Annotated in this window: 20 protein-coding genes; 12 read left to right on the forward strand and 8 right to left on the reverse strand. The window is 73.5% G+C overall.

The window, feature by feature from the left end; translation table 11 throughout:
* The first annotated feature begins 173 nt into the window (after positions 1 to 173).
* The 4 genes from ACQPYD_RS14295 (at position 174) to ACQPYD_RS14310 (ending at position 4,257) form a co-directional block, all read left to right on the forward strand.
* Positions 174 to 1,463: an MFS transporter gene (locus ACQPYD_RS14295; protein ID WP_433701474.1), complete on the forward strand. Its 1,290-nt coding sequence runs from the start codon at positions 174 to 176 to the stop codon at positions 1,461 to 1,463.
* Between the two features lie 228 nt (positions 1,464 to 1,691).
* Positions 1,692 to 2,642 carry a VOC family protein gene (locus ACQPYD_RS14300; RefSeq protein WP_433701475.1) on the forward strand — a complete coding sequence of 317 codons (951 nt, stop codon included), beginning with the start codon at positions 1,692 to 1,694 and terminating at the stop codon, positions 2,640 to 2,642.
* Complete coding sequence (locus ACQPYD_RS14305; RefSeq protein WP_433701476.1) at positions 2,639 to 3,271, forward strand: alpha/beta hydrolase; 633 nt, start codon at positions 2,639 to 2,641, stop codon at positions 3,269 to 3,271. The genes ACQPYD_RS14300 and ACQPYD_RS14305 overlap by 4 nt, the downstream gene beginning before the upstream one ends.
* A 218-nt stretch (positions 3,272 to 3,489) precedes the next feature.
* The gene (locus ACQPYD_RS14310; RefSeq protein ID WP_344180525.1) at positions 3,490 to 4,257 is read left to right on the forward strand and encodes a sulfite exporter TauE/SafE family protein; all 768 of its coding nucleotides are present in this window, start codon (positions 3,490 to 3,492) and stop codon (positions 4,255 to 4,257) included.
* Positions 4,258 to 4,595: 338 nt separating this feature from the next.
* Here ACQPYD_RS14310 and ACQPYD_RS14315 read toward each other — a convergent pair whose 3' ends face one another.
* The gene (locus ACQPYD_RS14315) at positions 4,596 to 5,603 is read right to left on the reverse strand and encodes an ABC transporter substrate-binding protein (protein ID WP_433701477.1); all 1,008 of its coding nucleotides are present in this window, start codon (positions 5,601 to 5,603) and stop codon (positions 4,596 to 4,598) included.
* Between the two features lie 141 nt (positions 5,604 to 5,744).
* On the opposite strand from ACQPYD_RS14315, the gene ACQPYD_RS14320 reads away from it, so the two are divergent.
* From ACQPYD_RS14320 to ACQPYD_RS14330, 3 genes are read left to right on the forward strand one after another with little or no spacing between them, the layout of a single operon-like run.
* Positions 5,745 to 6,779, forward strand: a complete 1,035-nt coding sequence (locus tag ACQPYD_RS14320; RefSeq protein ID WP_433701478.1) for a FecCD family ABC transporter permease — start codon at positions 5,745 to 5,747, stop codon at positions 6,777 to 6,779.
* Positions 6,776 to 7,867, forward strand: coding sequence for a FecCD family ABC transporter permease (locus tag ACQPYD_RS14325; protein WP_433701479.1), 1,092 nt, complete (start codon positions 6,776 to 6,778; stop codon positions 7,865 to 7,867). Before ACQPYD_RS14320 ends, ACQPYD_RS14325 begins: the two co-directional genes overlap by 4 nt.
* A gap of 19 nt (positions 7,868 to 7,886) precedes the next feature.
* Entirely contained in the window at positions 7,887 to 8,702 is an 816-nt protein-coding gene (locus ACQPYD_RS14330) for an ABC transporter ATP-binding protein (protein ID WP_267949929.1), read from the forward strand.
* A gap of 218 nt (positions 8,703 to 8,920) precedes the next feature.
* Here the strand turns inward: ACQPYD_RS14330 and ACQPYD_RS14335 are convergent, their stop codons facing one another.
* The 4 genes from ACQPYD_RS14335 to ACQPYD_RS14350 are packed head-to-tail and all read right to left on the reverse strand — an operon-like array spanning position 8,921 to position 12,778.
* The gene (locus ACQPYD_RS14335; RefSeq protein WP_267950376.1) at positions 8,921 to 9,496 is read right to left on the reverse strand and encodes a GTP-binding protein; all 576 of its coding nucleotides are present in this window, start codon (positions 9,494 to 9,496) and stop codon (positions 8,921 to 8,923) included.
* Between the two features lie 55 nt (positions 9,497 to 9,551).
* A complete protein-coding gene (locus ACQPYD_RS14340) occupies positions 9,552 to 9,932 on the reverse strand; it encodes a DUF742 domain-containing protein (protein WP_433701480.1) in 381 nt (126 codons plus the stop codon).
* Between the two features lie 57 nt (positions 9,933 to 9,989).
* Positions 9,990 to 10,454: a roadblock/LC7 domain-containing protein gene (locus tag ACQPYD_RS14345; protein ID WP_267949931.1), complete on the reverse strand. Its 465-nt coding sequence runs from the start codon at positions 10,452 to 10,454 to the stop codon at positions 9,990 to 9,992.
* Positions 10,454 to 12,778: a sensor histidine kinase gene (locus ACQPYD_RS14350; RefSeq protein ID WP_433701481.1), complete on the reverse strand. Its 2,325-nt coding sequence runs from the start codon at positions 12,776 to 12,778 to the stop codon at positions 10,454 to 10,456. Before ACQPYD_RS14350 ends, ACQPYD_RS14345 begins: the two co-directional genes overlap by 1 nt.
* Positions 12,779 to 13,266: 488 nt before the next feature.
* On the opposite strand from ACQPYD_RS14350, the gene ACQPYD_RS14355 reads away from it, so the two are divergent.
* The 3 genes from ACQPYD_RS14355 to ACQPYD_RS14365 all read left to right on the forward strand — a co-directional run bounded on the left by ACQPYD_RS14355 (position 13,267) and on the right by ACQPYD_RS14365 (position 14,315).
* Complete coding sequence (locus ACQPYD_RS14355; protein WP_433701482.1) at positions 13,267 to 13,551, forward strand: 4a-hydroxytetrahydrobiopterin dehydratase; 285 nt, start codon at positions 13,267 to 13,269, stop codon at positions 13,549 to 13,551.
* A gap of 72 nt (positions 13,552 to 13,623) precedes the next feature.
* Entirely contained in the window at positions 13,624 to 13,791 is a 168-nt protein-coding gene (locus ACQPYD_RS14360) for a hypothetical protein (protein ID WP_433701483.1), read from the forward strand.
* 23 nt (positions 13,792 to 13,814) lie between these two features.
* Entirely contained in the window at positions 13,815 to 14,315 is a 501-nt protein-coding gene (locus ACQPYD_RS14365; protein ID WP_433701484.1) for an NUDIX domain-containing protein, read from the forward strand.
* A 323-nt stretch (positions 14,316 to 14,638) separates the two neighbouring features.
* On the opposite strand, the gene ACQPYD_RS14370 is transcribed toward ACQPYD_RS14365, so the two are convergent.
* Positions 14,639 to 15,244, reverse strand: a complete 606-nt coding sequence (locus ACQPYD_RS14370; RefSeq protein WP_433701485.1) for a helix-turn-helix domain-containing protein — start codon at positions 15,242 to 15,244, stop codon at positions 14,639 to 14,641.
* Between the two features lie 98 nt (positions 15,245 to 15,342).
* Here ACQPYD_RS14370 and ACQPYD_RS14375 point away from each other — a divergent pair, with 98 nt between their 5' ends.
* The gene (locus tag ACQPYD_RS14375) at positions 15,343 to 16,122 is read left to right on the forward strand and encodes an SDR family oxidoreductase (protein ID WP_433701486.1); all 780 of its coding nucleotides are present in this window, start codon (positions 15,343 to 15,345) and stop codon (positions 16,120 to 16,122) included.
* A 237-nt stretch (positions 16,123 to 16,359) separates the two neighbouring features.
* Positions 16,360 to 16,767, forward strand: a complete 408-nt coding sequence (locus tag ACQPYD_RS14380; RefSeq protein WP_433701487.1) for a hypothetical protein — start codon at positions 16,360 to 16,362, stop codon at positions 16,765 to 16,767.
* 217 nt (positions 16,768 to 16,984) lie between these two features.
* Here ACQPYD_RS14380 and ACQPYD_RS14385 read toward each other — a convergent pair whose 3' ends face one another.
* Positions 16,985 to 18,040, reverse strand: a complete 1,056-nt coding sequence (locus ACQPYD_RS14385) for a tyrosine-type recombinase/integrase (RefSeq protein WP_433701488.1) — start codon at positions 18,038 to 18,040, stop codon at positions 16,985 to 16,987.
* A gap of 194 nt (positions 18,041 to 18,234) precedes the next feature.
* Positions 18,235 to 19,857 (reverse strand): AMP-binding protein, encoded by a 1,623-nt coding sequence (locus ACQPYD_RS14390; protein ID WP_433701489.1) that lies wholly within the window; start codon positions 19,855 to 19,857, stop codon positions 18,235 to 18,237.
* Positions 19,858 to 19,915 lie beyond the last annotated feature (58 nt).

A 19,915-nucleotide genomic window follows, 5' to 3' on the forward strand; every position in this document is an offset into this window, starting at 1 on the left:
AGCCTGGGCGCCAGCACCCGGGCGAGCGCGTCCGCGTCCGGCTCCCGGGCCCCGTCCGCGCGCCCGTGCCGCCCCGCCCGCTCCGACCCCTCCGTGTGTTCCATGCATTCCAGTATGGGTCAGGGGCAAACCATGCATTGGACGTATGAAACCGTGGTTCCTAGCGTGGACCCATGACCGTGACCACGTCCCCGCCCGACCACGACGCCCGCCTGCGCGCGGGCACGGCCGCCTACCGGCGCACGGTCGCCGCCATGGTGGCCGTCGCCGTGGCCACCTTCGCCCAGCTGTGGTCGGTCCAGCCGGTCCTGCCCGCCATCGCCGACGGCTTCGGCTCCACCGCGTCCCAGGCCGCGCTCACGGTCTCCGTGGCCACCGGGGGACTGGCCGGGTTCACGCTGGTGTGGAGCGGCGCCGCCGACCGGTTCGGCCGCGCCCGCGTCATCGCCGTGTCCCTGGCCCTGACCACCCTCCTGGGCTGTGTGACGCCCCTGGCGGGCGACCTGTGGGTCCTGCTCGCCCTGCGCGCGCTCCAGGGGGCGGCCCTGGGCGGGGTGCCCGCCGCGGCCGTCGCCTACCTGTCCGAGGAGGTCCACCCGGCCGACGCCGCGCGCGCCACCGGCCTGTACATCGCGGGCAACCCCCTCGGCGGGATGGGCGGGCGCCTGCTCGCCGGGTTCGCCGCCGACCTGGGCGGCTGGCAGTGGGGGATCGCGGCGAACACCCTCCTGGGCCTGGTGTGCCTGGTCGTCTTCGTGCTGGTCCTGCCGCGCCCGCGGCGTGCGGCCGGGGCCGCGCCCTCCGCCGGGCGCCCCGCGCAAGGGGCGCCGGGGGACGGCCCTGGCGGGGCGAGGGCCCCCGGCGGCCGGGCCGGGACCCCGGGGATGGGGCGGCGCCTGGCCGCCGCGCTCACCACGCGCGGCCTGCCCGCCCTCTACGCCCAGGCCCTGCTGCTCATGGGCGCGTTCATGACCGTGTACAACCTGCTCGGCTTCCGTCTCATGGGCGAGCCCTTCGGGCTCTCGCAGTCCGCGGCGTCCCTGCTCTTCCTGTCCTACACCGCCGGGATGCTCGGGTCGGCGGTCGCCGGGCACCTCTCCGGGCGCTGGGGCGGCTACCCCGTGCTCATCGCCGCCACGGCGCTGATGGCCGCGGGCCTGGGCGGCCTGCTCACCACCGCGCTGGCCGGCCTCATGGCCGCCCTGCTGGTGCTGACGTTCGCCTTCTTCTGCGCCCACGCCACCGCCTCGGCCTGGGTGGGGGCCCGCGCGGTCACCGGCCGCGCCCAGGCCATGGCCCTGTACACGCTCGCCTACTACCTCGGCTCCAGCCTGTTCGGGTGGTGCGGCGGTCTGGTCTACGACGCGGTGGGCTGGGCAGGCGCCGTGGCCTTCGCGGCGGGGCTGTGCGCGGCGGCGGCCCTGGTGGGGCTGCGGCTGCGCCGCCTGCCGCCCGCCGACTGAGGCCGCGTCGCCCCCCTGCTCGCACGCCCCGTCCCGGTGGCGGGACCGGTCCGGGGCGGCGCCGACCGCGTGCCCGGGCGCAGGGCCGCGGAGGCGCCCGCCCCGTGTCCCTGGGCGCCGGGGGCGCCCCGCCGGGGGAGGGTGGGGGAGACGCATCGGCCGGGTTAGTTTAAAATTCAACTACCTTGGTCCGAGGACACACCGGCGACTTCGACGGAAGGTGACGACATGGACGTGCGCCCCGCGGGAATCCACCACGTGACCGCGATCGCCAGCGATCCGCAGGCCAACGCGGACTTCTACCTCAACGCCCTCGGCATGCGGCTGGTCAAGCGCACGGTCAACTTCGACGCGCCCGAGACCTACCACCTCTACTACGGCGACCGCGCGGGCAACCCCGGCACGATCATGACCTTCTTCCCCTGGCCCGACGCGCCCCGGGGCAGGATCGGCGCGGGCCAGGCCACCACCACGACCTTCTCCGTGCCCGAGGGCTCCCTGGGATGGTGGGCGGAGCACCTGGCGTCCCTGGGCGTGCACGCCACCCGGCCCGCCGAGAGGGGCGAGGAGGACGTGCTCGCGCTGCGCGACCCCGACGGACTCGCCATCGAGCTCGCCGCCAGTGCCGACGCCCACGACACCGACCCCTGGGACGGGGGAGCGGTGCCGCCCGAGCACGCCATCCGGGGCATCCGCGCGGTCACCCTCACCGAGCAGGACGTCGAGGGCACCGTGGAGATGCTGAGCGGGCAGCTCGGCTTCCGGCTGGAGGGCGAGGACGGCGACCGGCTCCGGTTCCGCACCGGCGGCTCCGGCGACGGGGTGGGCACCATCGTCGACGTCCTGGCCGCCCCCGGCGCGGAGCGCGGCCTGGTCGCGGCCGGCACCGTCCACCACGTCGCCTACCGCGCCCCCGACGGCGACGTCCAGGAGGCCTGGCGCCGGACCCTGGAGAACGACGGCGTGGGCGTCACCGAGATCCGCGACCGCACCTACTTCACCTCCATCTACTTCCGCGAGCCGGGCGGGGTCCTGCTGGAGATCGCCACCGACGGCCCCGGCTTCGACTACGACGAGCCGCTGCTCGAACTGGGCCGGGAGCTGAGGCTCCCGCCGTGGCTGGAGCCCGGCCGCGAGGAGATCGCCCGCCGCCTGCCCGCGCTGGAGGTCCCCCGGTGACGGCGACCCAGGACTTCGTCCACGTCTTCGAGCCCGCCACCCGGCCGGGGGCGCCCACGCTCCTGCTGCTCCACGGCACCGGCGCCGACGAACACGACCTGCTGCCGCTGGGACGGGCCCTCTCGCCCGGCGCGGCCCTGCTCTCACCCCGCGGCCGTGTGAGCGAGAACGGCATGAACCGCTGGTTCCGCCGCCTGCGCGAGGGCGTCTTCGACGTCGACGACGTGGTCGCGCGCAGCGCCGAGCTGGCGGGGTTCGTCACCGCCGCGGCCCGGGACTACGGCCTGGACCCCGACCGGATCGTGGTCAGCGGGTTCTCCAACGGGGCCAACACCGGTGCGGCGCTGCTGCTGCTCCACCCCCGCCTGCTCAGCGGGGCCGCCCTGTTCGCGGCGGGGGCTCCCCTCCAGGGGCGCGAACCCGACCCGGTGGACCTGTCCGGGGTCCGGGTGTTCCTGGGGTCCGGGGCGGCCGACCCGGTCACGCCCCCCGACCAGACGCGGCTGCTGGCCGCCCAGCTCGGCGACAGGGGAGCGGACGTGGAGGCGCGCGAGCACCCGGGGGGACACCGGCTGGACCCGGACGTGCTGGCGCAGGCCCGCGACTGGTTCGACCGCTCCCGGTTCTGACCGGGACAGCAGACCGCGGCGGCGCCCCCTGAGCCCGGGCGCCGCCGCCCCTTTCCCTCACTACGAATCTACGTTGTAAAGGACGGGCTTCTGTAAGGGGTTCGTGGTAGTCGACCGCCCCGAATGCACCGGTACGGGCTGGATAAACTCACCGGGTTCCCGCTCTCCCTCATTGAAAAGAACCCATGATCATCTCTCTCCCCGAACGCGTGCGGTAGATGGACCCCGAGATCCTCGCCCTGGTCATGGGGGTCGCCGTCGCCGCCGGCTGGGTGGACGCCGTCGTCGGGGGAGGCGGCCTCCTCCTGCTGCCCGCCCTCCTCGTCGCCGCCCCCACCACCCCCCTGGCCACCCTGCTGGGCACCAACAAGCTCGGCGCCGTCTTCGGCACCGTCTCCGCCGCCATCGCCTACTCCCGCAAGGTCGCCGTCGACCGCCGCGTCGTCCTGCCCACCGCCGCGCTCGCCCTGCTCGGATCCGGGGTCGGCGCCGCCATGGCCGCCGCCCTCACCGCCGAGGTCCTCAAACCCGTCATCATGGTCGTCCTGGCCGGGGTCGCCCTGCTGGTCTACTTCCGCCCCGCCATGGGGGCCACCCCCGACCCGCGCCTGCGCACACGCAACCGGCTGCTGGCCGTCACCGCCCTGGCCGGGGTCGGCGTCAGCCTCTACGACGGCCTCATCGGCCCCGGCACCGGCGTCTTCCTCATCATCGCCTTCACCGCCGTCGTCGGCATGGACTTCGTCTCCGCCTCCGCCTCGGCCAAGATCGTCAACGTGTGCACCAACCTCGGCGCGCTCACCGTGTTCGCCTTCGGCGGCCACGTCGACTGGCTCCTGGGGCTGAGCCTGGCCGTGTGCACCATCATCGGCGCCCAGATCGGCGCGCGGATGGCGCTGCGTCGCGGCTCCGGGTTCGTGCGCGCCGTCCTGCTCGTCGTCGTCCTGGCCCTGCTCCTGCGCATGGCCTGGGACCTCCTCGCCTAGGGCGTCCGGCGCCGAGCGCGTGGACCGGTACCACCTGCCGCACGCGGCCTGCTCGGCCGCGGGGTTCTCGCCCCGCGTGGCCCACCACGCCAAGGAGCGGGTGGCCGTCTCGGCCCTGGTCGCCCGCGGCTTCGGCTGTGCCTGCCGCCCCGCCCGAGCACGCGGTCAGGCGCCTGCCCCTGGTGGGGGCGCCGGCGCCCTCGCGGCGCCTGGACGCCGGTGTGCGCCGGGGCAGCGGCGGCCGGCCCGCCGTCGCACGGGGCCCGGAGGCCCCGCACCGGGCCGCCCGGGAGATGTCCCCCGGGAGCGGACGAGCCCTCGGAACCGGGGCGGCGGTGTCACAGGGCGGGCTCGGCCTCCCCGGTCAGGGCCGCCCTGACGTCCTCCACGATCCGCAGCGCCGCGTAGTGGTTGGCCGCGCCCCAGTGGTCGTGGTCCACCCGGTACACGGCCTCCTCGCGCACGGCGTCCAGGTTCGACCACACCCCCTCGGAGAAGGTCCGCGGCGCGTCGGGGTACCCGGACCCGGCCATGACGAAGACGGCGTCCCCGTCCGCCCGGTCCAGGTTCTCGTAGCTCTGCGCGATGTAGTCGGCCGGGCCCTCGCCCTCCAGCTGCCCCTCCGGGCGGGCGAACCCCAAATCGTCCACGACCTGCCCGGGAAAGGACTCCGCCGTCTCCAGGCGTATCTCGCTCCCGCTCTGCAACCGCACCAGCGACAGCTCGGTCGCGGCGGGGTCCACGCCGGCCGCCTCGATCTCCCCGCGGGCGGAGGCCACCGCCTCCTCGTACGCCCCCAGGGCCCGCCCCGCTTCCTCCGAGGCGTCCAGGACCCCGGCCACCTCGTCCAGGTGCCCGCGCCAGGACCCGGTGCCCTCCCACTCCAGCAGCACCGTCGGCGCGATCGCCTCCAGGCTCTCCAGCATGTCCGCCTGCGCGCCCACCGGGGTGCTGACGCCGATGATCAGGTCCGGTGCGGCGTTGGCGAGCTCCTCGACGTCGACGTCCTCCTCGGAGGGGGAGTTGGTCACCAGGGCGTGCCCGCCGCCGTCCGCGCCCTCGGGCAGGAACGGCGCCAGCCCCTGGCCGTCCCCGCCGGGCGTGCCCATGGTCGCGACCACGTCGTGGCCCAGAAGGGTGACCGCCGCCAGCGTCGGGCGCCACAGCACGGCGATCCTGCGCGGTGTGGCGGGGATCTCCACGGACCCGTTGGCCGCCTCCACGGTGCGGGTCCCGCCCTCCGGCTCCTCCGGCGCCGGGGGCTGCGGGGAGCACCCGCAGGCCAGGAGCGAGCCCAGGGCGGCTACTGTGACCAGGGTGCGTGCGGTGCGCGGGAGCGAAACCATGAGGGGCCCTTCCGTGCGAACAGGATGAAGGTAAGGCTAACCTGTCCCCTGGGCTTTTCGGTTCCGCGAACCACGCCCCGCCGGGCCGCGCCCGCCAGGGCGGCCCCACCCACCACCCACGCCACAACGAACGGGGAAGCCGTGGCCCTGCGCGCGCCCACCCTCACGCGCCCCACCCTCACCAGGCGTGTCCTTCGACCCACGGGTCTGCTCCTGGCCCTCGGCGTCCTCGCCGTGTGCGCCCTGCTCAGCGTCACCGTCGGAGCCAAACCCATCCCCGTCGCCGACGTCTGGGCCGCCCTGGCCGCCTACGACGGCAGCTACGACCACGACGTCATCCGCAGCCTGCGCGTGCCCCGCACGGTCATCGGCATCTTCGTCGGCGCCGCGCTGGGCCTGGCCGGCGCCCTCATGCAGGCCCTGACCCGCAACCCCCTCGCCGAACCCGGCCTCCTGGGCGTCAACTCCGGGGCCGCGGCCGCCGTCGTCATCGCCGTCTTCGCGTTCGGCGCCGGCGGGTCGGCGTTCGTGTGGCCCGCGTTCATCGGCGCCGCCGTGGCGGCCGTGGCCGTCTACGCCCTGGGGTCGCGCGGGCGCGCCAGCGCCACCCCGGTCCGCCTGGCCCTGGCCGGCACCGCGGTCGCGGTCGTGCTCCAGGGGATCGTCTACGGGGTGATCGTCCTCAACGACTTCGTCTTCGACCGGATCCGCTTCTGGCAGGTGGGCTCCCTCGCCGGACGCGACCTCGACGTCTTCTGGCAGGTGGCCCCCTTCCTCGTCGCCGGGGTGGTCCTGACCCTGTGCCTGGGCCCCTCCCTCAACGCGGTCGCCCTGGGCGACGACCTCGCGGCCACCCTCGGCGCCAGGATCCCCCTGATCCGCGCCGCCACGGCCCTGGCCGTGGTCCTGCTGTGCGGGGCGGCCACCGCCTCGGCGGGGCCCATCTGGTTCGTGGGCCTGATCATCCCCCACGCCGCGCGCATGATCACCGGCCCCGACCAGCGGTGGCTGCTGCCCTACGCCGCCGTCCTGGGCGCGATCCTGCTCACCGCGGCGGACGTGGTCGGCCGCGTCGTCCTGCCCCACTCCGAACTGGAGGTCGGCATCATCACCGCTTTCGTCGGGGCGCCCCTGTTCATCGCCCTGGTCCGCAGCAGAAGGATGGCCCAGCTTTGAGCAAGACCCTGGCACCGCACCGCCCCGCCCCGACCGGCCGCGCCACCCCGCGCGGCGCCCTGGCCGTGCGCCTGTTCGGCGAACGGCTCTCCCTGCTGGTGCGCCCGCGCACCGTGGCCGTGTGCCTGGCCCTGGTCCTGGTCGGCGTCCTCGCGCTGGCCGTGACGGTCACGGTGGGGGACTACGAGATCTCCCTGGCGGCCGTGCCCGGCGCGATCCTGGGCTACGGCGAACGCCTCGACGTCTTCTTCGTCCAGGGCGTGCGCCTGCCCCGCGCGCTGACCGCGATCGGCGTGGGCGCGGCCCTGGGCATCGCGGGCGCGGTCTTCCAGAGCCTGTCGCGCAACGCCCTGGGCAGCCCCGACATCATCGGCTTCACGTCCGGGGCCGCCACCGGCGCCGTCCTGGTCATCCTGGTCCTGGGCGCCGGCCGTCTGGCGGTGTCCCTGGGGGCCATCGCCGGGGGGCTGCTCACCGCCGCGATCGTCTACCTCCTGGCCATGAAGAACGGCGTGCAGGGGTACCGGCTGGTCCTGGTGGGCATCGGCGTGTCCGCGATGCTCGGGTCGGTCCGCGACTACCTGCTGACCCGCGCCGAGCTCACCGACGCCCTGGGCGCCCAGATCTGGATGATCGGCAGCCTCAACTCGCGCGGCTGGGCCGAGGTCGCCGCCGTGTGGATCTCCCTGGCGGTCCTGGCCCCCGTGCTCCTGGCCCTGGGGCAGCGGCTGCGCTTCATGGAGCTGGGCGACGACACGGCCCAGGGGCTCGGGGTGCCCATCCGCTCCACCCAGATCTGGGCCCTGGCGGCCGCCAGCGCGCTGACCGGCGCCGCCATCGCGGTGGCGGGCCCCATCGGCTTCGTGGCCCTGGCCGCGCCCCAGATCGCCCGGCGCCTGACCCGCGCCGGCGGGACCACCCTGGTGGGCTCCGCGCTCACGGGAGCGGCCCTGCTGGCGGTCGCGGACCTGGTGGCGCTGCGCGCCCTGGCCCCCACCCAGCTTCCCGTGGGCGTGGTCACCGCCGTCATCGGCGGGAGCTACCTGATCTGGCTGCTGTACACCGAATGGCGCGGCGGACGTGCCTGAGCGAGACCGAGAGAGAACGATGACCACTCCAGCCGACACCGGTTCCCGCCTCAACGGCCGGGACCTCACCCTCGCCTACGAGCAGCGCGTCATCTCCCAGAACCTGGCCGTGTCGATCCCCGACAACTCCTTCACGGTGATCGTGGGCCCCAACGCGTGCGGCAAGTCCACCCTGCTGCGGGCCCTGTCGCGCACGCTCAAGCCCGCGCACGGCCACGTCCACCTGGACGGGCAGGTCATCGGATCCTACCCGGCCAAGGAGGTCGCGCGCCGCCTGGGGCTGCTCCCGCAGACCTCCATCGCCCCCGACGGCATCGGCGTCGCCGACCTGGTGGCCCGGGGCAGGTTCCCGCACCAGGGGTTCCTGCGCCAGTGGTCGGCCCAGGACGAGGCGGTGGTGGCCGAGGCCATGGACGCCACCGGCGTCACCGCCCTGGCCGACCGGTCGGTGGACGAGCTCTCCGGGGGGCAGCGCCAGCGCGTGTGGCTGGCGATGGTCCTGGCACAGCAGACCCCGCTGCTGCTGCTGGACGAGCCCACCACCTACCTGGACATCGCCCACCAGATGGACATGCTCGACCTGTGCGCCGACCTGCACGCCGAGCGCGGCTACACGCTGGTGGCCGTCCTGCACGACCTCAACCACGCGTGCCGCTACGCGAGCCACCTGATCGTGATGAAGGAGGGCGCCATCGTCGCCGAGGGCGACCCGGCGAAGGTGGTCACCGCCGAGCTCGTGGAGGAGGTGTTCGGGCTCCCGGTGCGGATCATCCCCGACCCCGAGACCGGCACGCCGATGATCGTGCCCGTGGACCGCCGGGGCGCGGCCCGGTAGCGGTGCCCGCTCAGGGCCGGACCGCGGGGGAGGCCGGAGCCTCCCCCGCGGCGGCGGGCCCCGGGGTCGAGCCGATGACCGCGTCCGCGTGCACCCGCCGCCCCGGGGCCCGGTACAGCGGACGGCCCTCCCGGGAGGCCGCCGGCAGCCCCTCGCGCGCGCCCGGGGCGCGGGTCCGCCCGACCGGCGCGCCCATCACGGCCCGGGCCGGGCCGCCTTCAGGCCCCCGACAGCTCCAACCGCAGCACCAGCGACACCAGCTCCACCACCACCTCCTTGACCGACTCCCGGTCCCGCGCGTCGCACAGCAGCAGCGGCACGCGCTCCTCCAGGTCCAACGCCACCCGCACGTCGTCGGCCCGGTGCGTGCGGTGCCCGTCGAAGCAGTTCACCGCCACCACGAACGGCACCCCGCGCGACTCGAAGAAGTCGATCGCGTCGAAGGAGTCCGCCAGCCGGCGCGTGTCGGCCAGCACCACCGCGCCCAGAGCGCCCTCGACCAGCTCCTCCCACATGAACGAGAACCGGCGCTGCCCGGGGGTCCCGAACAGGTACACCACCGTCGACTCGTCCAAGGTGATGCGCCCGAAGTCGAGCGCCACCGTCGTCGTGGTCTTGCCCTCCACGCCCTCCAGGTCGTCCACTCCCACGCTCTCGGAGGTCATGACCTCCTCGGTGTGCAGCGCCTCCACCTCGCTCAACGCCGACACCAAGGTGGTCTTGCCGGCCCCGAAACCCCCGGCCACCACGATCTTCAGGGTGTCGGGGACAGGCCCTGCCCCCTCGGCCTCCATCACGACCAACGCCCCATCCACCCCATCCGGCCTCTCAGGCCCATCCGTTCCACCCTCACAACTCCCGGATACGGTCCAGTACCGCGCGCAGCGTCGCCGCGTCGGGCCTGTTCCGCTCCCAGTCCGAGGTATGCACCATCACGTACCCCTGGTCCAACAGGTCGGCCAGCAGGATCCTGGTCACGCCCAGGGGAAAACCCGACCGCGAGGCCACCTCCGCCACCGAGAGCGGACGCGCGCACAGCGACAGGATCAGCTCCAGTTCCGGGTCCACCTCCGGCGGGGCCCCCGACGGGACCGCCACCACCTGCGACGTCATGGAGAAGTCCGAGCGCGAGGGCCGTGTCCGCCCACCCGTCAGCGAGTAGGGCCGGATCAGGCTCGACTCGAACGACCATCCCCGGGGGGACTCCTCGCCAGGCGGCACCGCGCTCATTCCCACTCCTCCTCGACGGCACGGGCCGTGCGCCGTCGCGGCGCCCCGGCCCCCGCCTCACGACCTCCCGTGCCCGCGGCGGGGCAGCGCCGACAGGTGCGGCCCCACCTGGCGCACGAGGCGGTTCACCTCGAACGCGGCCTGGCCCATGTCGCACGTGGACTCGGCCACCACGGCCAACGACGCGCCCCGGCCCGCGGCCAGCACGAAGAAGAAGACGTTGTCCATCTCCACGACGGTCTGACGCACCTCCGAGGCCCCCAGTTGCGAACGCGCCCCCCGGGCCAGGCTGGCGAACCCCGACGCGATCGCCGCGAGCCTCTCCCCCTCCTCCCGGACCAGTCCCGGGGAGGAGGACAGCAGGAGGCCGTCCGCGGACAGCAGCAGGGCGTCGCGCGCACCGGCCACCCTGTCCACCAGGTCGCCCAGCAGCCAGTCCAGGGTCCTGGCCGGGGACTCCCCGCCCACCTCTTCTCCACCGGTGACCCGGTCTCCCGCCGTAGTGCCCGCCGACATCGACATCACCCTTCCGACCTCTCGCCGGGGCGCGCACCGCGCGCGCCACCCTCACCCAGTTCCTCGGACTCCGCGCGCCCGCGCAGGGTCCCGGACTGGAAGGCACTCATCATGGACCGGATGTCCGACAGCGAACGCTGCCCGCCCGTGTCCTGCGCCGCCGCGGGCGCCTCCTGGGGGGACGCCACGTGCTTGCGCCGGCGCCGTGGCAGCCCCATGTAGGTGTCCTTCGCCCCGTCCCCGGCGGCGCCGCCGTCGGCGGCCCCCTCGCCGGCCGGGGCGTCCCGGTCCTGCGGTTCGGAGGGGGCGGGGGCCGCCGCGACCTCGGTGAGCACCCCGCCGGGCTCCGCGGCCGGGGCGGCCGGTCCGGTGCCGGGGACGAGCCGCCGGTGCGGCCCGGTGGCCTGCAGCGGCGAGGGGCCGTCCCCGGGGGCGGCCAGGGCCCGGCGGGGGATGGACACCACGGCCCGGGTGCCCCCGTGGGGGGAGTCCCGCAGCGTCACCTCGAAGTCGTGCCGGGCCGCGATCGTGGCGACCACGAACAGGCCCAGGTGCGAGTCCTCGCGCATGCGGGCCAGGTCGAACCGGGGCGGGTCGGCCAATAGCACGTTCGCCGAGTCCAGCTGGGCGTCGGTCATGCCCAGTCCGCGGTCCTCCACCTCCAGGACGTGGCGGCCGCGGTCGTCCTCGCGGCCCCGGACCGTCACCTCCGTCCCCGGGGGGGAGAAGGAGGTCGCGTTCTCCAGCAGTTCGGCGAGCAGCCGGACGGTGTCGGTCCCCACGTCGCCGCGCAGCGCGACCGGGGGGAGCGCCAGGATGCGCACCCGCGCGTAGTCCTCGATCTCGCTGGCGGCGGCCCGCACCGCCTCGTGCAGCCGCACCGGGCCCAGTCCGCGGCGCACGGGGGTGTCCCCGCTCAGCAGCATGAGGTTCTCGGCGTTGCGCCGCAGCTGGGTGCTGAAGTGGTCGATGCGGAACAGCGCCTCCAGCACCTCGGGGTCGGTCTCGCCCCGTTCCAGGGTGTCCAGCAGCCCCAGCTGGCGGTGGACGAGTGACTGCGTGCGGCGCGCGATGTTGCGGAACATGGCGCGCACCCCGGCGCGGACCTGCGCCTCCTCCACGGCGGCGGCGACCGCGGCCCGCTGGGCGTCGTTGAACGCCTCGGCCATCCGGCCGATCTCGTCGCGCACCCGCACGCGCAGTTTGGGGACCTCGGCGTCCACGTCCACGCTGCCGCCCGCGCGCAGGCGGGCGGTCACCTCGGGCAGGCGCACCTGCGCGTGTTCCAGGGTGAGGACCCGCAGGTGCTGGAGCCGGCGTCCCAGGCGCTGGGTGCCGCCCACGGCCACCGCGGAGGAGGCCAGCGCCGCCACGAGGGCGGGCACGCTGACGAGCAGGGCGCTGTTGCGCAGTTCGGCGGACTGGGTGTGGCTGAAGGCGATGACCTGCTCGGTCCGGGCCTCCTCCACACCGCGCATGCGCAGGTCCACGGCCTCGGCGGCGCCGCGCCAGGCGGTGGCGTTGACCGGGACGGTGTTCTCGCCCCGGACGGGCATGCTGATGATGCTCTCCTGGAGCTGGTAGACGCTCTGCAGGGCGGAGTAGGACTCCAGGAGGAGGTAGTGCTGGCTGTCCTGGTCGCTGAGTTCGGCGCCCACCCGGCCCCAGGTGTAGCGCTGGGCCCCGGCGGCGGCGGCGAACTCGGCGTGGGCCTCGGCGGGGAAGGCGTTGGTGGCGACCGCGTGGGCCAGGACGGCGTCCTGCTGGTTGAGGAGTTCGCGGGTGCGGGCCAGGGAGGTCAGGGAGCGCAGGTGGGGGACCTGGGCGGAGTCGGCGCGCTCGACCTGGGCGTCCCACACGCGCAGTCCGCTCTCGATGATCTCGGTGTAGGCGGTGGCGGCCTCCTCCAGGGTGCGTTCGCCGGGGGAGAGGGCGTCGACCCTCTGGCGGTGGGCCTCGAGCCGGTTGAGGGAGCGCTGGAAGTTCAGGGCCTGTTCGGGCAGGTCGTCCTCGTCGAAGGCGCGCAGGCGCAGGCGGAGGGCTTCGACGGCCTCGGTGGTCTCCTGCCGGGTGGTCCGCAGGCGGTGGGCGGTGCGCTCGGTGCCGTTGGCGGAGTCCATGGTGGCGCGCCGTTCGCGCTGGAGTTCGCCGATGACCGTGATGACGGGGGTGGCGACCTGCTCGGTGAGGGCGGCGGTGGTGCGCAGTTCGCGGATGTCGGTGACCAGGACCGCGGTGAAGGCAGCCCACAGGAGCAGCAGCGCGGTGCTGGGGATCAGGACCAGCGTGATCATGCGGGCGCGAAGCGACCGGCGCTTCTCGTGGGGCATGGGCTCGCTTCCGGGGGAGAGGCGGGCGTGGCTGGGAAGCGTCCGCCGGGGTGGGGGAGGGCCGGAGTTTCCCAGAGTGAACCGCTCCACGGGGGATTACGCAAGCCTGAAAGGGCTGAAAAGGCTGATGAGAGGGTGTGTGGGTGCATCTTCGCAGGTCAGGGCATGGGCCTCAGCTTGATAACGCGAAACGCACAAAAAATCTACGTCGTAAAGATGGGCACTTCTCTCAAAAAACAGACAAACAGAACAAAGGGGCGGCTTCGCCGCACTGAATACCAGAAATCACTTTCATGGCGAGAACTCTGTGTGAACACGGGCTCTCCGAGGGGTACGTAGCCTCCTGCGAACACATCCGCGCGCACCCGGGGCGACCGGGCGTTCACCCGGCGGCGCCGGAAACGGTGCGCGGGCGGTCGGTCCCGGCCGTCCCGCGCACCGGGCACTGCAGACCGCCCGCCGTGCGCGGGCAGGGGGAGAGGATCCGCATGAAGCTCACCGAGGACCAGGTACGTGACGGCCTGACCAGACTCGCCGGCTGGGAGCTGGACCCCGAGGCACCCGTCATCCGCCGGACGGTGCGCCTGTCCGGCTTCCCGGCGGCCGTCTCCCTGGTCAACGAGATCGCCCAGGCCGCCGAGCAGGTGGACCACCACCCCGACATCGACATCCGCTACGACACGCTGCACCTGGCGCTGAGCACCCACTCCGAGGGCGCCCTCACCGACAAGGACATGTCCCTGGCCGCGCGCATCGACGAGCTCGTGCCCTGAAGCGCCTCCCGGCGCCGCGGTGGTGCGGGGCCACCCATGGCGGCGGGGGAGGGGAGTCCCTAGGATCTCGGCATGGCCCTTGACCTGTACGCGGGAGTCCCCGCCACCGACCGCCAGGCCGCCCCGGCGCGGCGCGGGCGCCTGTTCGGCTCGCCGCCCCCGTACGGGGCCGGTGAGACGGAGGCGGTGCTCCGGGATCCGCAGGGCGACAGGATCCGGTTCGGCGGGGCTCCGCTGTGACCGCTTCCGAGGCGTTCTCGCGTGTGAAGATCCGTGTCGGGGCGCTGGTGTTCTGCGGTGAGGAGGTCGCGCTGATCCGCCGGGACCGGCCCGGCTCGGTTCACTACACGCCTCCGGGCGGGAACGTCGAGCCCGGTGAGGACCTGCTGGTCGCGCTGTGGCGCGAGCTGGGCGAGGAGCTGTGGCTCGGGGAGGGGCAGGCGGGGGCGCCGGAGCTGTTGTGGGTGGTGGACCAGCGGGTGACGCGTCCGGGGCCCACGCCCTCTCCGCGCAAGCTGCACCTGTTGTACCGGTTGCATGTGAGCGAGGCGGTGCGGGAGGTGTTGGCGGTGGAGGAGTACGACGAGCAGCGGGATGGCGGTTTCGAGGTGGGTGTCGTGGAGTGGGTGGATTTTCGTGCGGCCGGGGCGCTGCCGTTGTTTCCGCCGGTAGGTGCGGCGTTGGCGGCGTTGTCGTCTCCGCGTGCGGTGGTGGCCGACGCGGGGTGGGGTGCTGTGACCGATGACGACTATGTGTGGGTGTGATGCCGTTCCGGGGCGTGGTCGGTCCGAGGGACGGTCGGGTGGGCGCCGGCTGTGCCGGGGGCAGGCCGAGTAGGGCCGGAAGGGGCAACCGCCCGGTGAGGCCCTTGGGCGCCGACCGGATGTGATGGTCGGCGCTGTTCGGTTGTACCTCCTCGGCTCCGCGCGAGGCGGCGGTGTCCGGAGCGACGCGAACGCTGCCGCCTGCTCATCGGACGAGAACTCGACCGGCGCCCGGGGCTTCCGTCGGGTCTGGGGCTCAAGACCCGCGAAGGCTCCGGCAGCGATCACCAACCGGTCAAAGCGGAACTCGCCAGGGCAGACGCCTAACGCGCGAGCCTGCCAGTCTCACGCCCCGGTTCCTGTGGCCGGTGGTCGACGATGTCGCCGAAGGCCGCGGCGAGTGCTCGCGCGATCAGTTCGGGCAGTTCCGTCTGTCCGTCGTCCTCGGCCCAGCGCGTCAGTGCCGTGTGCATCGCGGCCAGGCATGCGCTGGTCGCGGCCTGGGCGTGGAACGCGGCGTCGTGGGTGGTCGCGTCGTCTCCCAGGGCGTCGACGATGGCTTGCTGGAGCGCGTACTGGCTGTCCAGATGCCGGGCCCGCAGCGCGGGCGTCGAGACCATCAGCCGGAGGCAGTCCAGCAGGAACCGTTTGCTCACCGCTGGTTCGTCCCCCTTGTCGCCGGTCAACACCGTGGCTGCGTCGACGAGTGCGCCGCCCACGCGGCGTACCACGGGGTGCGTCGCCGACGATACGGCGACCTTCTGGGCGATGAGCCGGGCGGGCTGGTCGATGAGGACGAGGTCCTCCTTGGTGGGGAAGTGCCGGTAGACGGTCATCGCCGAGACGCCGGCGGCCTCGGCTACTTCGGCCACTGTCACCGTGTCGTAGCCGCGGTCGGTGAACAGCCGTACCGCATGCGCCTGGATCATGTGCCGCGTTTCGGTTCGCTGTCGCTGTCTCAGGGTCGGTTTCCGCTCCGTCATGTGGTAGACACTACCGTAATGTGAGTGGCTAACACAAAGATGGGGTGGACGGCGTGAGCGGTCGGGTCGGTAGGACAGCTTTGGTGACGGGTGCGTCGCGCGGTATCGGGCAATCGATCGCGATCCGGCTCGCAGCGGAAGGGGGCATGGTCATCGTGCACTTCGGCACGGACGAGAGCGGGGCGGCGGCGACGGTCGAGGCGGTGGAACGCGCCGGTGGGGCCGCCCGCGCCGTCCGGGCCGAACTGGGCGTGGACGGCGATGTCGAGACGCTCTTGGCCGGTGTCGAGTCCTGCCTGTCCGGTAGACCGCTCGACATCCTCGTCAACAACGCCGCGGCCGCACCGGCAGGCCCCCTCGGCGCAACGACCCGGGCGGAGTTCGATCGCCTGTTCGCGGTCAACGTGCGAGCGCCGTATTTCATCATCGAGCGCGCGCTGCCTCTGCTGCGTGACGGCGGCCGGATCATCACGATCTCATCGGTGGCGACCCGGATGGCCAACCCGGCCCAGACGTCCTTCGCGATGACGAAAGCCGCTGTCGAGACGATGAGCAGGGCCCTGGCCAACCAACTCGGGCCCCGGGGTATCACGGTGAACGCTGTCGCCCCCGGAGTCACCAGGACGGCGACCAACGGAGCCGTCTTCGACGTACCGGGCCTCACTGAACAGATCACCGCTATGACGGCACTGGACCGGCTGGGCGGCCCCGGTGATATCGCCGACGTGGTCGCCTTCCTCGCGTCCGACGCCGCTCGTTGGATCACCGGCCAGGTCGTCGACGCGAGCGGTGGCCTGTACCTCGGTCCACGCGTCGGGGCTTGAGCGGCAACCGGACGGCCGGTGGCGTTGACGCGCCGCCGTAGCGCGCCCTGCCGCCGCCGGCCGGGGAGGGCTGCTTCGGGAGGACGTCGCGGCGGTCACGCTGTTGCACCCGCACCCGCGCCCGCACCCGCGCCCGGCCGTCGATCCGCGGGTGCGCTGCTGTTTCACCGCCCAGGTCGCGGGCGTAGAGGGGGTCGCGGTGGGTCGGTCGGGGGAGCCGGATGCCATCATCTGCGCATGGTGATGGAGCCTGTGCCCGACTGCGACGACTTGATCTGGCTCTTCGAGGAGGAGCCGGTCTATCGGTATGCCGAGGACGAGAAGGCGGCCGGGTACGAGTACGGCTGGCGGGAGCTGTGGCCGTACACGTCGGTGACCTTCAGGACCACTCGGTGCGGCTATGAGATCGCGATGGACATCGAGCCGGGGTACGAGGTCGTCCGGTTGCGGCTGTGTGCGGAGGGCGGCGGCGCCGGGCTGCTCGATCTGAACCTCGTCGGCGTGCGCACTGTCGGGGTGGAGCGAGCGGTGGGCCGTGAGTTTCTCCGCGTCGACTTTCCGGACGGTGCTCCGGCGTCGACGCTGTGGCTGCGTATGAAGCCGGACGTGGCGGTCCTGTGGTCGTACGGGGCGCACTCGTTCTGAGGAGGGGCGGCGGCTGGGCGGCAGGGGCCGCGCCGTGTTCCTGCGGGGCCGGGTGTGGGCCGTCCCGGAGGGCGCTGGTCGTCGGGTTCGGCGGCCCGGGGGGCCACCCGGGCCCCGTCTCTGACCGGATCCTGTCGCGGTGTTCCGGACCCGGCTCCGGGCGTCGGGTTCGGCGGGTGGCTGTTCTCGTCGATGCGGGTCGGGTGGGGGCGAGGGGTCAGAGTCCGACTTTGCGGATGGGGTTGTCGCGCCAGGCGTCGGCGGGGCGGATGTAGGTGTCGACGGCGGTGGAGGCTTCGGACCATCGGCCCTGGCGGGCGATCCAGGCGCGGGGGGCTCCGGCGGCCGCCGCGGCGGTGGCGGGTCCGGCGCGTAGGGAGTGGGCGGTGACGTTCTCGATGCCGGCTTTTTCGGCGAGGCGTTTGACCACGAGGTTGATCCCCGCTCCGGACATGCGTCCTGTTCCGCGCCCGGCCGACTCGGCGGTCCCGGACAGGCGCCCGTGCCGGTCCACCGAGCGCAGCAGAGGTCCCGTCGTGACCCCGGCCTCGGCCAGGGCGGCCAGGTAGGCGGCCACGGTGCGTACCGGACACGTGGCCAGGTGCGTGCCGTAGGGGACGGCGACCGTGGTGCCGGCGGAGTCCTTGTCGGTCTTGGAGGTGGCCACGAACACCTCCAGCCCTTCGGGGACCTGGCGCGCGTCGGCGACGTCCAGGGCGGCCAGTTCGGAGCGGCGGGCCATCATGGCGTAGCCGAGCAGCAGGAGCGTGCGGTCGCGGAGGCCGGTCAGGTCCTCCCCGGCGGCGTCGATCATCCGCCGCAGCTCCTCGACGGAGAGCGCCGGCGCCTGCCGTCGGCGGCCTCCGGCTGCGGCCCATTCGCGGCGGTAGGAGCGCAGCACCAGCCGGGCGGCCTTGGTGGAGACGGCGTGTCCGGCGGCGGCGTGGCGGGAGGCGATCGACCCCAGGGCCCGGTCCACGGTGGCGGGGGCGGCCCCGGCGGTGGCGAGGTGGTCGGTGTAGGACGCGAGGGTCTCGGCGGTTGCCGGGAGCGGGGTGCGCGAGGTGGTCGAGCACCAGGCGGTGAAGGTGCGCCAGTCGCGGGCGTAGCCGGTGCGGGTCGAGGCCGCCCACCCGTCGGCCACCCGGGCCGCGGCCGACTCGGTCAGCTGGGTCTCGGGCAGGACGAGCGCCTGGCCCTCCTCCTCGAGGACGGCGGCCTCCGGGGCGTGGTCGTCGTCGGCGGGGAACGGGATCAACTCGGTGGCGGTCACAGGGGGGGCTCCCAGGGGTGGGGATGGTGGGGTAGATGTCCGAATTCTGGGTTTCGACAAGTCAGCTTATCAAAAGTGAGGGTTGGTGGGTGTCTGGGGTGGTTTGGGGGTGGGGTTCTGGGTGGGTTCGCGGTGGTTCTCGAGGGGGCGTGCACGCCGGGCGGCCCGGCCCTGCGCCGGGCCGCCCGGCGGGGTCATCGCAGGCGTGAGCGGCGCATCTTGCCGGAGGCGGTGCGGGGGAGTTCGTCGACGAAGTCGACGACCTGGGGTGCGGCGTGGGTGGCGAAGCGGGTGCGTACCCATTCCTTGAGGTCGTCGGCCAGGCTCGGGGTGGCGGCGTGCCCGGGGGCGGGGACGATGCGGGCGCCGATGAGCTGTCCGGCGATCTCGTCGGGGATGGAGTAGACGCCGCACTCCTCGACGGCGGGGTGGTCGTTGAGGACGGCTTCGACCTCGGTGGGGCCGATGCGGTAGCCGTGGGTGAGGATGGCGCCGTCGTCGCGGGTGGAGAAGAAGATCTGGCCGTCGCGGTCCTGGATGCCGGTGTCGCCGGTGAGGTAGTGGGCGCGGTCGGGGGTGAAGCGGACCTGGGAGGCGGCCTCGTTGTCGAGGTAGCCGTCGAACCAGGCGAGGGGGCTGTTGGCGAGGTCGACGGCGATGCGGCCGTAGGTGCCCAGGGGGGCGGGGTCGTCGGAGACGGCTTCGAGGACCTGGATGTTCCAGCCGGGCAGGGCGGGGCCGATGGCGCCGGGGACGAGGGGGGCGGTGTGGTCGGGGGTGTCGCCGTTGGGGACGCCGATGCACCAGCCGAGTTCGGTCTGGCCGTAGTGGTCGCGTACGGGGACGCCGAAGACGTCGGCGACCCAGTCGATGACGTCGGGGGCCAGGGGTTCGCCGGCGCTGGTGAGGCGTTGGACCATGACTTCGGGGGGCAGGGTCTTGGTGGCGGCGCGCAGGGTGCGGTAGGTGGTGGGGTCGGCGGCGAGGTTGGTGACGCCGTACAGGCCCAGGACGTCGAGGGTGAGTTCGGGGTCGAAGAATCCTGCGCGTAGGGCGAGGGAGCCGTGTCCGGCCAGGAGGGGGGAGATGAGGCCGTGGTAGAGGCCGTAGGCGGAGCCGGGGTCGGCGGTGTTCCAGTAGACGTCGTCGTCGCGGACGCCGAGGCCGTAGTGGTGGTAGGCGTGCATGGCGGTCAGGGCGCGGGCGGGGACGGGGACGCCGCGGGGCGGGCCGACGTTGGCGGAGACGTAGAGGATGGCGAGGGTGCCGTGGCCGCCGATGGGTGTGTCGGTGACGGTGGGTGTGGTGGTGGGTTGGGTGAGGGTGGTGAGGGTGTGGTCGCCGGGGCGTAGGGGGTGGGTGCCGGTGGTGGCGATGTCCCAGGTGGGGGTGGTGTGGGGGGTGGGGTCGAGTTTGGTGCGGTATTCGTCGTCGCAGACGACCAGGCGTGCGCGGGAGTTGGTGAGGCGTTCGTTGATGGCGGAGGGGGCGAAGGAGGAGAGGAGGGGGACCAGGACGGCGCCCAGGCGCCAGACGGCGAGGGCGGTGACGGTGAGGTCGGTGCCTTTGGGCAGGAGGGTGGCGACGCGGTCGCCGGTGGTGATGCCGAGGTCGGCGAGTCCGGTGGCCAGTGCGCGGGAGCGGTGGGTGAGTTCGCCGTAGGTGAGGGTGGTGGCGGTGAGGGTGGGGCCGATTTCTGTGGTGGCGACGGTGTGGGGGTCGTGGCGGTCGCAGAGGAGGTGGGCCACCGATGTGGTGGGTGTGTCGTAGGTGGCGAGCCAGTCGCGTACGTGGTGCGCCGGGTCGGGCACGGGCATCGGTGGTCTTCCTCGGTTTCGGTGGGTTTGTTGGTATCGCCGGGTTACGTCAACCCTA

Origin of the sequence: Nocardiopsis sp. CA-288880, assembly GCF_050955985.1 — a bacterium.
Lineage (GTDB): Bacteria > Actinomycetota > Actinomycetes > Streptosporangiales > Streptosporangiaceae > Nocardiopsis > Nocardiopsis tropica.